Genomic DNA, 14,065 nt, shown 5'->3' on the forward strand with positions numbered 1-14,065 from the left:
CCGGCTTCGAGGCGATGTGGCGCGACCTGCTTCCGGTGGGTCGCGCCACGACCGGCGGCTACCGCCGGTACGCGTGGACCGGCGCCGACGCGGAGTGCCGCGCGTGGTTTCGCGAGCAGGCCGAGAACCGGAATCTGAGCTACGAGGAGGACCGCAACGGCAACCAGTGGGCGTGGACCGCGCCCGGCGCCGACGCGATCGTGATCGGCAGCCACCTGGACTCGGTGCCGGACGGCGGTGCCTACGACGGGCCGCTGGGCGTGGTCTCCTCGTTCGCCGCACTCGACCTGCTGCGCGAGCGCGGCGCCGACTTGGCGCGGCCGCTGGGCATCGTCAACTTCGCCGACGAGGAGGGCGCCCGGTTCAACGTCGCGTGCGTCGGATCGCGGTTGTCCGCCGGGGTGCTGACGCCGGATCAGGCGCGGGCCCTGCGGGACGCCGACGGGATCCTTTTGGGCGACGCGATGGAGCGGGCCGGGTTCGATCCGGCCGGGATCGGCGCCGATCCGGAACGGCTGGGCCGGGTCGGCGCGTTCGTCGAACTGCACGTCGAACAGGGCCGCGACCTGGTGCACCGCGATCGCGCGGTGGGCGTGGCCTCGGCGATCTGGCCGCACGGGCGCTGGCGGTTCGACTTCCGCGGCGAGGCCAACCACGCGGGCACCACCCGCCTGGAGGACCGGCACGACCCGATGCTGACCTACGCCAACACCGTGCTCGCGGCCCGGAAGAAGGCCCACCTCTCCGGGGCGCTGGCCACCTTCGGCAAGGTCGACGCGCGCCCCGGCGCGGCCAACGCGATCGCCTCCGAGGTGCGCGGTTGGCTCGACTCGCGGGCCGCCGACGAGCACACCCTGGACGAGGTGGTCGCCGAGATCATCCGGGCCGCCACCGAGCGCGGCGACCGGGACGGGGTCGACGTGCGGGTCACCCGCGAGTCGTTCACCCCGGTCGTCGAGTTCGAGGGCTCGCTGCGCGACCGGCTTGCCAAGCGGCTCGGCGGCGCGCCGATCCTGCCCACCGGCGCCGGGCACGACGCGGGCATCCTGTCCGCGCGTGTGCCCACCGCGATGTTGTTCGTGCGCAACCCGACCGGCGTGTCGCACTCGCCGGCGGAACGCGCCGAGATGGTGGACTGCCTGACGGGCGTCACGGCGCTCGCCGACGTGGTGGCCGACCTGATGAGCGAGGATCTCGGGTGAGCGAGTACTGGTGTGAGTTGGTGCAGACCCGCACCGGCATCGAACGCGACGTGGTGCTCTCGATCGAGGACGGCCGGATCGAGTCGGTCACCCCCGACCGCCCGGTGCCCCCGGGCGCCTCGGTGCTGCCCGGCCTGACCCTGCCGGGCCTGGCCAACGCCCACTCGCACGCCTTCCACCGGGCGCTGCGCGGACGCACCCAGACCGGCACCGGCACGTTCTGGACCTGGCGCGACCAGATGTACCAGGCGGCCGGCCGGCTGGACCCGGACAGCTACCTGGCGCTCGCCCGGGCGGTGTACGCGGAGATGGCCCTGGCCGGGATCACCTCCGTCGGCGAGTTCCACTATCTGCACCACGGCCCGGACGGCACCCCGTACCGCGACCCCAACGCGATGGGCCACGCGCTGATCGAGGCGGCCCGCCAGGCCGGCATCCGGATCACCCTGCTGGACACCTGCTACCTGCACGGCGGCCTCACCGCCGACGGCTATCGGCCGTTGGAGGGCGTGCAGCGTCGGTTCGGCGACGGCGGTTCGGACGCCTGGTACCAGCGCTGGAGCGCGCTGCGCGGCGACGAGAACACCCGGATCGGCGCGGCCGTCCACTCGGTCCGGGCGTTCGCCGCGAAGGACGACTACGCGACCTGGGCCGCCCGTACCGCGGGTGTCCCGGTGCACGTGCACCTGTCCGAGCAGCCAGCGGAGAACGCGGCGTGCGTCGCGCATCACGGGCTCACCCCCACCGGGTTGCTGGACGCGCACGGCTTCTGGAGCGCGCACGCGACGGCGGTACACGCGACCCACCTCACCGACGCCGACATCGCCGCACTGGCCCGGGCCGGTGCGGGCGTGTGCTTTTGTCCGACCACCGAACGCGACCTCGCCGACGGCATCGGTCCGGCCGGCGAGCTGGCCCGGGCGGGCGTGCCGCTGTCCCTGGGCAGCGACAGCCAGGCGGTGATCGACCTGTTCGAGGAGGCCCGCGCGGTCGAACTCGACGAACGGCTGCGCACCGGGCAGCGGGGCCACTTCACCTCCGCCGCGCTGCTCGCGTACGCCACCGCCACCGGCCATCGGGCGCTCGGTTGGGCCGACGCCGGCCGGATCGAGCCCGGCGCCCTGGCCGACCTGACCACGATCGGCCTGGACTCGGTCCGCCTGGCCGGCACCGTCCCGCGTCTGGCCACCGAGGCGGCGGTGTTCGCGGCCACCGCGAGCGACGTCACGCACGTCATGGTCGGCGGTCGCACCATCGTCCGCGACGGCGTGCACCAACTCGTGGACGCGGTCCCGCAGGCGCTGACCGCGGCCGTGCACGGGCTGTTCGGCTGATCCACGGCCGCCTCCTCCTCGAAGCGGCCACTCCACCTCGGACCGAAGGGACCACTCGCGCGTGGCCACCACCCTCATCACCAACATCGGCTCGCTGGTCACCAACGACCCGGACCTGGGATCGGGCCCGCTCGGCCTGATCCGCGACGCGGCGCTCGTGCTCGACGGCGACCGGGTCGCGTGGGTGGGGGCCGCCGCGAGTGCCCCCGACGCCGACACCCGGCACGACGCCCAGCGGCGCGCGGTGCACCCGGGCTTCGTCGACTCGCACGCGCACCTGGTGTTCGCGGGCGACCGCACCGCCGAATTCGACGCGCGGATGTCCGGCCAGGCGTACCGGGCCGGCGGCATCCGAACCACCGTCGCCGCGACCCGCGCCGCGAGCGACGAACAGTTGGCCGACAACGCCGCACGGCTGATCGCGGAGGCGGCCCGCCAGGGCACCACCACGATCGAGATCAAGTCCGGCTACGGCCTCACCGTCGCGGACGAGGAACGCGCGCTGCGGATCGCGTCCGCGTTCACCCCCGAGACCACCTACCTGGGCGCACACATCGTCGCGCCGGAGTACGCGGACGACGCGGCCGGCTACGTCGACCTGGTCACCGGCCCGATGCTCGACGCGTGTGCGCCGCACGCCCGCTGGGTGGACGTGTTCTGCGAGCGCGGCGCCTTCGACGGCGACCAGGCCCGGGCGATCCTGAAGGCGGGCGCCGCCCGCGGCCTGATCCCGCGCGTGCACGCCAACCAGCTCGGCCCCGGGCCCGGCGTACAACTCGCCGTCGAACTCGGCGCGGCCTCGGCCGACCACTGCACCCACCTCACCGACGCCGACGTGGACGCGCTCGCCGCCGGCGACACGGTGGCCACGCTGCTCCCGGGCGCCGAGTTCTCCACCCGCGCGGTCTACCCCGACGCCCGCCGGCTGTTCGCCGCCGGCGTCGACGTCGCGCTGTCCACCGACTGCAACCCCGGTTCGAGCTATACCACGTCGATGCCGTTCTGCATCGCGCTCGCGGTCCGCGACATGGGCATGACCCCGGACCAGGCGCTGCACGCGGCGACCGCCGGTGGCGCGCGTGCGCTGCGCCGCACGGACGTGGGCGTGCTGCGTCCGGGCGCGCGCGCCGACGTGGTCGAACTCGACGCGCCCTCGCACGTACATCTGGCCTACCGGCCGGGGGTGCCGCTGGTGCGTGGGGTGTGGCGCGCCGGAGTGCGGTTCTGACCTTGGGTGATCGCCGGTCCGTATGCCTGTCAGTGCGTTCGAAATCGACGTGCCCGCGTTACGGACCCCCTCTGTCGCGACTCGCCGCGCTCGTGGATACTCCCCGGTAACTCTCTCAACCAGAAGCGTGGCCGGGACCTCGGTGGGTGAGGCCCGGACATGCGCAGACGGAAGGAGCGCCGCCCATGGGCCGCCTCGCACAGACCGACGGACTCACCGATGTCCAGCGGGAGATCCTCGCCACCGTCCGCACCTTCGTGGACAAGGAGATCATCCCGGTCGCCACCGAGCTGGAGCACCGGGACGAGTACCCGGCGGAGATCGTCGAGGGCATGAAGGCCATGGGCCTGTTCGGTCTGATGATCCCGGAGGAGTACGGCGGCCTCGGCGAGTCGCTGCTGACCTACGCCCTCGTGGTCGAGGAGATCGCGCGCGGTTGGATGAGCGTGTCCGGCATCATCAACACGCACTTCATCGTCGCGTACATGATCAAGCAGCACGGCACCGACGAGCAGAAGGCGTACTACCTGCCGAAGATGGCCGAGGGCGAGATCCGGGGCGCGTTCTCGATGTCCGAGCCGCATTGCGGGTCGGACGTCTCGGCGATCCGCACCAAGGCGGTGCCGGACGGCGAGTTCTACGTGCTCAACGGCCAGAAGATGTGGCTCACCAACGGCGGCAGCGCCAACCTGGTCGCGGTGCTCACCAAGACCGAGCTGGGCGAGGAGTCGGTCTACCGGAACATGACCACGTTCCTGATCGACAAGGAGTCCGGCTTCGGCGAGACGCGCCCGGGCCTGACCATCCCCGGCAAGATCGAGAAGATGGGCTACAAGGGAGTCGACACCACCGAGATGGTGCTCGACAACTGTCGGGTGCCGGCCGACCGGATCCTGGGCGGGGTGCCCGGCAAGGGCTTCTACCAGATGATGGACGGCGTCGAGGTGGGCCGGGTGAACGTGGCCGCGCGCGGCTGCGGGGTCGCGCAGCGCGCCTTCGAGCTGGGCATCCGGTACGCGCAGCAGCGGGAGACCTTCGGCAAGCCGCTGACCGGCCACCAGGCGATCCAGTTCAAGCTGGCCGAGATGGCCACCAAGGTCGAGGCCGCGCACGCGATGATGGTCAACGCGGCGCGCAAGAAGGACGCCGGCGAGCGCAACGACCTCGAGGCGGGGATGGCCAAGTACCTGGCCTCCGAGTACTGCAAGGAGGTCGTCGAGGACGCGTTCCGGATCCATGGCGGGTACGGGTTCTCGAAGGAGTTCGAGATCGAGAGGCTCTACCGCGAGGCGCCGATGTTGCTGATCGGCGAGGGCACCGCCGAGATCCAGAAGATGATCATCGGGCGGCGCCTGCTGGAGGACTACAAGCTCAAGGGCTGACGCCCCGGGCCCGTCGTACCCCGCCCGCGGATCCCCGGGGCGGGGTACGACACGTGCCCGGTCGGCGGCACGGGCGCCGTGCGACCAACCGGGTCCGGTATCGCTCCGGTTGGCGGTAGCGGTCGCGTCGCGGCGGGCGCGGGCCCGGGGTGCGGCCGATGATGGCGAAATGTGTAACCGCCAGTGATCGGGAGCCCGCCATGGCCGTGAAACGCCCGGTACCGGTACCGCCCGGCGCATTCGTTCGGATCGACGGGACCGCCCTGCACGTGGTCCGCGAAGGGTCCGGCCCCGTGGTGATCGCCACCAGCGGGCTCGGCGGCGCGTGGTTCGACTGGGATCCGGTGGTGCCGCTGCTGACGGCCGACTGCACGGTGGTCCGGTTCGACCGCCCGGGCCTGGGTTACTCCGAGCCGGACCCGCGACCGCCGACCCTGGTCCACGAGGCGGATCGGATCGCCGCGCTGGCCGACGCGCTCGCGCTGCCCGGTCCCTACGTCCTGCTGGCCCACTCGCTCGGTGCGTTCCACGTCGAGGGCTTCGCCCGGATGTACCCCGAGCGCACCGCGGGCCTGGTGCTGGTGGACCCGAGCAACGAGGACAAGCCCAGGCGGCGGCCCGCCCGCCGGGCCCGGGTCCGGGCCGCGCGGGTGACCGGGGGAGCGATGCGGGTCAGCGGGCTGGCGCACGCGGTCGGCCCGGCGGCGCGCCGGTCGATCCTGTTCACCCAGTCGCGCCGACACCGCGACGTGGCGGACGCGCGCTGGGTGCGCGGGGCGTACGGGTCGGGCCGGTTCTTCGCGACCGCGTTGATCGAGAACACCACCTACTTCGACGTGGCCGCCGAACTCGCCGACCTGCGCCGGGTGGCACCGCTCCCGGACGTGCCGTTGCGGGTGCTGGCCGCCGCCGGCGGCTACGAGAGCCTGGCCGCCCGGGCCCGCTGGGTGCGCGCGCTGCGCACTCTGGCGAACCTGTCCCCGCGCGGGCGTTGCGAGGTGCTGGACGACTCGGCGCACTTCGTGATGTCGGACCGGCCGGACGCGGTGGCCGACGCGGTGCGCGAGGTGTTGTCGGACTAGTCGGCTCTTCGGGTGATCGTCACGTGTTGTCACGAATATCGCCGGGTACCCGGTCCGGGTCGAAGCACCACCCGACCCACCAACCGACGACCAACTGACGACCAACCGACACCACCCGGCATCCAGGCGAGGCGGCACACCCATGTTCGGTCAGCAGAATCTCCCTCCGGGCGCCGGCGGGCCCGGTCCCGACCTCGCCGACACCGGCCTGGTGATCGCGTCGTATCCGAACTACGCGGGGGCCCAGCGGGCGGTCGACTACCTGTCCGACCACGAGTTCCCGGTGCAGAACACCGCGATCGTCGGCGCCGACCTGCGGCTGGTCGAGAGTGTGCTCGGCCGGCTCACCGCGGGCAAGGCGGCGGCGTCCGGCGCCGCCAGTGGCGCCTGGTTCGGCCTGATGATCGGGCTGTTCCTGGGCATTTTCGCGGTCCGGGCGCACGGTTGGCTCTGGTTGGTGCTGATGGGTCTGGTCTGGGGCATCGCGGCGGGTGCCCTGTTCGGCTGGCTGGGCTACAAGGCGATGGGCGGGCGCCGGGACTTCGTCTCGACGAGCCAAATCGTCGCGTCGCGCTACGACGTGGTGGTTCGCACGGACCTGGCCGAGCGGGCCCGCAATCTGGTGGGCCGGCTCGACCTGTAGGACGCGTCCGGGTGGGTGGTGGTCGCGGGCACGCGCTTCGTGCTCACAACCACCCGTTGCGGCGGAAGCCCCGGTGCATGAGCGTGCACACGACCACGATCACCGACAGCGTCATCGGGTAGCCGTACCGCCACTTCAGCTCCGGCATGTGCTCGAAGTTCATGCCGTACACGCCGGCCAGCATCGTGGGCACCGCGAAGATCGCCACCCAGGCGGAGATCTTGCGCATGTCCTCGTTCTGCGCGACGGTCACCTGCGCGAGATTGGCCTGCAGGATCGAGGTCAGCAACTCGTCGAACGAGGCCACCTGTTCGCCGACGCGGGACAGGTGGTCCTCGACGTCGCGGAAGTACTCGCGGATGTCCGGGTGCACCTGGCGCATCGGCCGTTCCGCCAGCGAGTGCAGCGGACGGGCCAACGGCGCGACGGCGCGCTTGAGTTCGAGCAACTCGCGCTTGAGCTGGTAGATCCGACCCGCGTCGCCCGCGCCGCCGCCGCCGAACACGTCGTTCTCGACCTCGTCGATGTCGTCCTGGATGAGCTGGGCGACGTCGAGGTAGGTGTCCACCACCCGGTCGGCCACCGCGTGCAGGACCGCCGAGGGCCCGGCGGCGAGCAGTTCGCCGCCGTCCTCCAGGCGACAGCGCAGGTCGGCGAGCGCGCCGTGCCGGCCGTGTCGCACGGTGACCACGAAGTCGTTGCCGAGGAAGACCATGATCTCGCCGGTCGCGACGATCTCGCTGGTCGCCGAGAGCTGCTCGTGCTCGACGTAGGTGACGGTCTTGAACACCGCGAACAGGGTGTCGTCGTAGCGCTCCAGCTTGGGCCGCTGGTGGGCGTGCACCGCGTCCTCGACGGCGAGCGGGTGCAGCCCGAACCGCTCGGCGATACCCGCGAGTTCGAGCGCGCTCGGCTCGTGCAGGCCGATCCAGACGAAGCCGCCGCCGGCGCGTACCTCGTGGATCGCCGAGTCGGGATGCGCGTAGCCGTCCAGGCGTCGGCCGTCGCGGTACACGGCGCAATCCACCACACAGTTCCCGGCGACCTCGGGCCTGGTCGACGGCAGCGGGGTGCGGCGGAGCGGACGGACTGCGGCACGGAGGTCGCGGATCATCGACATGACGGGGCTCCTGCACTGACCGGCACGCGCCGACGCCACAGCGCCGCGGCGGGCAGGCCGCGGGGTGCGTCGACACGTGCAAGCGGAACGAATCACCGAAAGAACGGCAAAAGATCCTGACGCCCCGTCACGGAGGAAATTCGGAGATCGGGTACCGGACCGCGAAGCGGTGCTCGGAACCCGGCGAACGTCTCGGAAACCCTCAGAAAGGGCGGGGCGTGCGACTGGATCGGGGAAGATCGGGTGAGCCGCCGGTACTGCACGGTGTGCTGGTATGCACCACGATCACCTCCCACGGCCGGTCCCCGCTGGGGGAAAGCCTTCGCTCGTCGACCGGCTGGTCGGGGCGAGGGCGAGTCCGTCATCCGATGGCGCGCGAGGATGTCCACATCCGGCGGGCCGACTATGCAGAGTACACCAGAGAGCCGACTGCAATGGCCGGTATACGAAAGCCTGCTGACGGCGAATTAGCATGCGGGCATGTTCGACTTCACGCCGGGACCCGAGCCGGTCGACCCCACTTCGCAGGTCGAGGCACATCTGACGGCCGCGTTCGGCGATCCGACCGGCCGGGCCGGCGTCACCTTCGTCGGCGCCGATCGCATCGAGGTGTTGCGCTTCGGGCCGGACGCCGGCGGCGTGGTGCGCTACGCGACGCTGGGCATGTCCCGGGCCCCGATGGCCGATCCGGCGGCGATGCTGGCCGACCCGATCGCGGGCCCGCGGGCGGAGTTGCTGCTCTCGGTGCGCGGCGGGCACGACTCGGTGTTGCGACCGTTGGCCGTGCTGGGCGCGACCCCGCAGGTGGAGGGCCTGGTGATCGCGCCCGGCGCCTCGCTCGACCTGGGCGGGCCGCTGTGGGAGGGCGCCGCCTTCCACGCGGTGTTGGTCGCCGAACCCGGCGGTCTGCTCGCCGACCTGCCGCTGCCGGATCCCGCCGACCCGGTCCGCTTCTTCCCGCTGCTCCCGATGACGCCCGCCGAGGCCGCCTGGAAGCGGGCGCAGGGCGCGGAGGCGCTCCAGGAGAAGTGGCTCCGGCACGGCACCGACCTGCGCGACCCGAACCGCCGCGCGGTGCCGCTGGGTTGACGCGCCGCCGGCTATTCGCCGAAGAAGTCCGCGACTCGCTCCGGCGGGTGGGTGGTCTGGGTGCCCGAGGTCAGGTCTCGGACGATCACCCGGCCGGCCGCCTGTTCGGCCGGGCCGTGGATCAGGCAGAAGCGGGCGCCCTGGTCGGCGGCCCACTTCAATTGGCGGGCGAGTTTGCCGCTGGAGCCCAGGTAGACGCCGGTACGCAGGCCGGTGCGGCGGATGGCCGCGGCCATCCGGAACGCGTCGGTGTGGTCGTCGCCGAGTGCGGTCACCGCGACGTCCAGCGTGGGCGCGGCCGGCTCGTTCGCGGCCGGCAGCAGCGGGAGGATGCGCTCGATGCCCAACGACCCGCCGCACGCCGGGGTCTGCGCGCCGGCGGACATGCCGGCGATCAGGCCGTCGTACCGGCCGCCCGAGGCGATCGATCCGGGCACGTTTGGCGCGGTCACCTCGTAGATGACGCCCGTGTAGTAGTCGAGTCCGCGCACCAGGTTCGGCGCGAAGCCGATGCGCCGCGACGGGACGGTGTCGGACAGCAGGTCGAGCAGGCGGTCGACCTCGGCCAGGCCCGCCTGTCCGATCGTGCTGTGCGTCAATTCCTTGCGGACGCGGGCGACGGCGTCGGACGCGGTGAGATCGGCGACCAGGTTGCTCGCGGTCGACGCGGGAAGGGCGCCGCGACCCTGGGACAGTTCCGCCACGACCGCTTCGGGGCGGAGCTTGTCCAGCTTGTCCAGCGTGATCAGTACGCTGCCACCGGCCTCGGCCGGCACCCCGTAGACCTCCAGCAGGCCGATCAGCACCTTGCGCGAGTTGACCAGGAACCGGAACTCGGGGACGCCCAACGTCTCCAGCGCCTGGTACAGGGCCGACACGACCTCGGCGTCGGCCAACGGGGAGGCCGACCCGACGATGTCCAGGTCGCACTGCACGAACTCGCGGAACCGGCCCTTGCCCGGCCGGTCGGCGCGCCACACCGGGGCGAGCGCGTAGCGCTTGTAGGGCCGGGGGAGTCGGCTCCCGTGGCTCGCCACGACCCGCGCGAGCGGGACCGTGTGGTCGTAGCGCAGCGCCAGGTCCGCTTCGCCGGTCGCCTCGTGCTCGCCGCGCCGGAGGATCTTGAAGACGAGCTTGTCGCCCTCGTCCCCGTACTTGCCGGTCAGCACCTCCAGCCGCTCGAACGCGGGAGTGTGCAGGGGCTGGAAGCCGTAGCGGCCGAAGACGTCGCGGACGGTGGCGAACGCCCGTTCCCGGGCTGCGGATTCCGCGGCGAGGAAGTCCCTGGTGCCGGACGGCGGAAGGAAGCTGTCGGTTGCCATGCGGGGCAGGATCGCGCACGCCTGCGCGAGTCCGCACGCGATTTCGGCGCCGGCCGGGATGTCGCCGGCCCCGGCATCCGCACTCGGGGTGTGCGGGTGTCGGGGCCGGCGGGACGGAGGATCAGGGGATCAAGGGATCAGCAGCACCGGGCAGGTGGCGCGGTGGGCGACCGAGTCGCTGACGCTGCCCAGGAACAGGCTGGCCACGCCGCCGTGCCGGCGGGCGCCCAGGACGACGAGGTCGGCGTCGAAGGCGCGGGCCTGGTCCAGGACCGCGTTGGGCACGTCGCCGCGCACGGTCTCCTCGGTCCAGCCCTCGACGTTGCTCACGCCGGCCGCCTTGAGCGTGGCGACGGCGTCGGTGACCACCTTGGCCGCAGCGTCGGCGGTCTCGTCCTCGACGACACCGCCCATGCCGCCGCCGTCCACCACGTCCAGGGTCTGCACGTGCAGGACGCGGACGGCGGCTCCGCCGGCGACGGCCAGTCGAGCGGTGTGCGCCAGGACTTCGTCGGCTTCGGGAGTGGAGTCCACCGCGACCAGGATCCGCTGGTACATGTCGTGCACTTCCTTTTCCGCAGGTTTTGCAGTTGGTTCCGATGGTTATCGAACTATTTGTACTCGCTCGACCGAGTCAGGCCGCGGCCGGGATCGCCGGGGCACGGCCTGCCGCCGTCGGGGCGTCGTGCCGGTCGACCACGGCGAGCGTGCGGCGCGCGCCGAACAGCACGCCGGCGGCGATCAGGCAGGTCACGGTCGCGACCAGGAACGGCACGTGCACGTTGAAGTGCTCCTCCAACTTGGGCGCCAGGAACGGCGCCGCCGCGGCGGCGAACCAGCGCACGAAGTTGTACCCCGCGCTCGCCACGGGTCGCGGCGAGTCCGAGACTTCGAGCGCCATCTCGGTGAACACGGTGTTATTGATACCGATGAAGGCTCCCGAAACGATGACACCGGTCACAATGACGGCCTTCGACCCGTAGGCGATCACCCCGAGGTCGGCGGCGAACAGGACCAGACTCGCGGCCGCCACGTTCGCGGAGCCGAACCGGGCCTGGAGCCGAGGGGCGACCAGGACCGAGCACACGGCGAGCAGCACGCCCCAGCCGAAGAACACCGCGCCGCTGCGGTAGGGGCTCATGTTCAGCACGAACGGGGTGAACGCGAGCACGGTGAAGAAGCCGTAGTTGTAGAAGAAGGCGCCTGCGGCGGTGGTCGCCAGGCCCTTGTGGCCGAGGGCCTTCAGCGGGTCCAACAGGCCGATCCTGCGGGTGGGCCTGGGCTGTTCCTTGAGCAGCGCGACGATCAGCGCGAAGCCGATCGCCATCAGCGCGGCCGTGCCGTAGAACGGGTAGCGCCAACTGGCGTCGCCGAGCACCGCGCCCAGCAGCGGACCACAGGCCATGCCCAGGCCCAGCGCCGATTCGTAGAGCAGGATCGCGGCCGACGAACCGCCGCTCGCGGCACCGACGATCACGGCGAGCGAGGTGGACACGAACAGCGCGTTGCCCAGACCCCAGCCGGCCCGGAAGCCGACCAGCTCGCCGACGGATCCCGAGGTGCCGGCGAGCCCGGCGAAGAGCACGACCAGGGCGAGGCCGAGCAGGAGCGTGCGCCGGCCGCCGATCCGACTGGAGACGAAGCCGGTGACCAGCATGGCCACGGCGGTGATCAGGAAGTAGCTGGTGAACAACAGCGACACCTGACTCGGCGACGCGTCCAGCCCCTTGGCGATCGAGGGCAGGATCGGATCGACGAGACCGATCCCCATGAACGCGACCACGGCCGCGAACGCGGTGGCCCACACGGCCATCGGCTGCTTCAGAATGCCGCCCTGCTGGGGGACGTGCTCGGCCCGGGTGTTGCCCCTGGTCTGCCCGCCGTCGGAATCGGACCGCATGCGAGACCTCCGCACTTCAATTCACTTCACTTCACGCGACGCGCACGATTTGTGTGCGGCGTTGTTGTTAGCTTCGCTAATAAATGTAGCCTACATCTATTGGCGGGACAAGATGTGCTCACACCCGAAGCGGGCGGGCGGCGGGCGGCGCGGCCTGGGCCGGCGGGGAGCGACGGGTGGGCGGCTTGGTTGGGTGAGCTGGGGGCTTTCCCGGGGGTGGGTCGGGTGTTCACAGGCGGCGGTTGCGCCTCGGTGGGCAGCGGGTGGCTCAGTGCTAAACGGTCGGCGTGGATTGGTGGAGGTGGGCCCGGTCCCACGGTCGCCGGTGGCCGGGAGCCTTGGGCTCTCCGGCGAGAGGTGGGCGTTGCTCGGCGGGAAAGGCGCCGGCAACGGCGGAGCCGGAGGGGCGGCCCGGTGAGGTTCGCCGGGGAGCCTTTCCGGGTGGGTCGGGCCGTTGCGGCCGGCGGTCGCGTCTTGGTGGGGTTGGGCGCGGATGGCCTTGTGCTAAACGGTCGGCGTGGGCCGGCGGAGATCGGCCCGGTCCCACGGTCACCGGTGGCCGGGAGCCCTGGGTTCCCCGGCGAGAGGTGGGTGTTGCTTGCCGGAAAGGCGCTGGCAACGGCGCGGAGAGAGGGCGGTCCGGTGAGGTTCGCCGGGGAGCCTTTCCGAGTGGGTCGGGCCGTTTCGGCGGGCGTTTCGGGGTGGGTGTGCGGGTGGAAGGGTTGCTGGTGGATTGGGCGGGTCTCGATCCGGATGGCGGGACGCCTTCGGGTCCGCTGTTTTGCGCTGACCTGCGGTTTTGTGGGACCCGCCGGCGGGAGTGGGGGCCCGGGGCCGGTTTGTGTACTCAGGCGGCGGATTTCGCGTGGGGCATGGCTCTCGGTGGGCGTTTCGGGTCGGAGCCGCCGGGCGGAAGGCCGTCCGCGAGCCCGGAAAGTCACGACCCGGATCCCGAGACGGCTTCCCGCACCCGGGGTTCCGCTGACCTGCGGTTTTGTGGGACCGAGCGGCGAGAGCGCGTGCCGAGGGCCGGGTTGCGCACCCCGGCGACCGAAACCGCCCACTGCCGGCCCGCTTTTCTCTCCTCTCCCGCCACCGCCCACCCACCGCCCGCCGAAACGGCCCGACCCACTCGGGAAGGCTCCCCGGCGGACCTTGCCGGGCCGCCCTCTCTCCGCGCCGTTGCCAGCGCTTTTCCCGGCGAGCAACACCCGTGTCTCACCGGGAGACTCAGGGCTCCTGACCGCCGGTGACGGTGGGACCGGGCTGATCTCCGCCGGCCCACGCCGACCGTTTAGCACAAGGCCACCCGCGCCCAGCCCCACCAGGACGCGACCGCCGGCCGAAACGGCCCGACCCACTCGGGAAGGCTCCCCGGCGGACCTTGCCGGGCCGCCCTCTCTCCGCGCCGTTGCCAGCGCCTTTCCAGCCGAGCAACGCGCGCGTCTCGCCGGGGAGTCCAGGGCTTCCGGCCGCCGGTGACGGTGGGACCGGGCTGATCTCCGCCGGCCCACGCCGACCGTTTAGCACAAGGCCACCCGCGCCCAGCCTGACCAGGACGTGACCGCCGGCTGCGAACGCCCGACCCACTCGGAAGCGCTCCCCGGCGGACCCGACGAAAGCACCCACCCGCTCCGCCGTTGCCAGCGCCTTTCCCGCCGAGCAACATGAGGTTTCCCCCTGATCGTGGACACCCTGACACTTGGATCGTGGGGTCCAGGAAGGGAATGTTCAGGTGGGACGTCCGAAGAAGTTCACGGATG

At 71.9% G+C, this 14,065-nt stretch carries 11 protein-coding genes; 7 read left to right on the forward strand and 4 right to left on the reverse strand.

Features of this window, described 5'->3' with window-relative positions; translation table 11 throughout:
• Positions 1-14: 14 nt before the first annotated feature.
• The 6 genes from ACFXMF_RS30255 (at position 15) to ACFXMF_RS30280 (ending at position 6,871) form a co-directional block, all read left to right on the forward strand.
• Positions 15-1,202 (forward strand): allantoate amidohydrolase, encoded by a 1,188-nt coding sequence (locus tag ACFXMF_RS30255; protein ID WP_360308381.1) that lies wholly within the window; start codon positions 15-17, stop codon positions 1,200-1,202.
• On the forward strand, positions 1,199-2,536 hold the full coding sequence (locus ACFXMF_RS30260; protein ID WP_360308159.1) for a formimidoylglutamate deiminase: 1,338 nt from the start codon (positions 1,199-1,201) through the stop codon (positions 2,534-2,536). Before ACFXMF_RS30255 ends, ACFXMF_RS30260 begins: the two co-directional genes overlap by 4 nt.
• Positions 2,537-2,597: 61 nt before the next feature.
• Positions 2,598-3,764 (forward strand): imidazolonepropionase, encoded by a 1,167-nt coding sequence (gene hutI, locus ACFXMF_RS30265; RefSeq protein ID WP_360308162.1) that lies wholly within the window; start codon positions 2,598-2,600, stop codon positions 3,762-3,764.
• 185 nt (positions 3,765-3,949) lie between these two features.
• Positions 3,950-5,146, forward strand: a complete 1,197-nt coding sequence (locus tag ACFXMF_RS30270) for an acyl-CoA dehydrogenase family protein (protein WP_360308165.1) — start codon at positions 3,950-3,952, stop codon at positions 5,144-5,146.
• 200 nt (positions 5,147-5,346) lie between these two features.
• Positions 5,347-6,228: an alpha/beta hydrolase gene (locus ACFXMF_RS30275; RefSeq protein WP_360308168.1), complete on the forward strand. Its 882-nt coding sequence runs from the start codon at positions 5,347-5,349 to the stop codon at positions 6,226-6,228.
• A gap of 142 nt (positions 6,229-6,370) precedes the next feature.
• Entirely contained in the window at positions 6,371-6,871 is a 501-nt protein-coding gene (locus tag ACFXMF_RS30280; RefSeq protein WP_379990946.1) for a general stress protein, read from the forward strand.
• 43 nt (positions 6,872-6,914) lie between these two features.
• On the opposite strand, the gene corA is transcribed toward ACFXMF_RS30280, so the two are convergent.
• Positions 6,915-7,991 carry a magnesium/cobalt transporter CorA gene (gene corA, locus ACFXMF_RS30285; protein WP_379990945.1) on the reverse strand — a complete coding sequence of 359 codons (1,077 nt, stop codon included), beginning with the start codon at positions 7,989-7,991 and terminating at the stop codon, positions 6,915-6,917.
• Between the two features lie 480 nt (positions 7,992-8,471).
• Between corA and ACFXMF_RS30290 the strand changes: the two genes are divergently transcribed.
• Positions 8,472-9,080 carry a suppressor of fused domain protein gene (locus tag ACFXMF_RS30290; protein ID WP_360308176.1) on the forward strand — a complete coding sequence of 203 codons (609 nt, stop codon included), beginning with the start codon at positions 8,472-8,474 and terminating at the stop codon, positions 9,078-9,080.
• A gap of 11 nt (positions 9,081-9,091) precedes the next feature.
• Here ACFXMF_RS30290 and hisS read toward each other — a convergent pair whose 3' ends face one another.
• The 3 genes from hisS to ACFXMF_RS30305 all read right to left on the reverse strand — a co-directional run bounded on the left by hisS (position 9,092) and on the right by ACFXMF_RS30305 (position 12,215).
• Entirely contained in the window at positions 9,092-10,402 is a 1,311-nt protein-coding gene (hisS, locus tag ACFXMF_RS30295) for a histidine--tRNA ligase (RefSeq protein ID WP_379990944.1), read from the reverse strand.
• A gap of 129 nt (positions 10,403-10,531) precedes the next feature.
• Positions 10,532-10,960 (reverse strand): universal stress protein, encoded by a 429-nt coding sequence (locus ACFXMF_RS30300; RefSeq protein WP_360308182.1) that lies wholly within the window; start codon positions 10,958-10,960, stop codon positions 10,532-10,534.
• Between the two features lie 76 nt (positions 10,961-11,036).
• Positions 11,037-12,215: an MFS transporter gene (locus tag ACFXMF_RS30305; protein WP_379990949.1), complete on the reverse strand. Its 1,179-nt coding sequence runs from the start codon at positions 12,213-12,215 to the stop codon at positions 11,037-11,039.
• Positions 12,216-14,065: the final 1,850 nt, after the last annotated feature.

Source organism: Embleya sp. NPDC059213 (assembly GCF_042754445.1).
Lineage (GTDB): Bacteria > Actinomycetota > Actinomycetes > Streptomycetales > Streptomycetaceae > Embleya.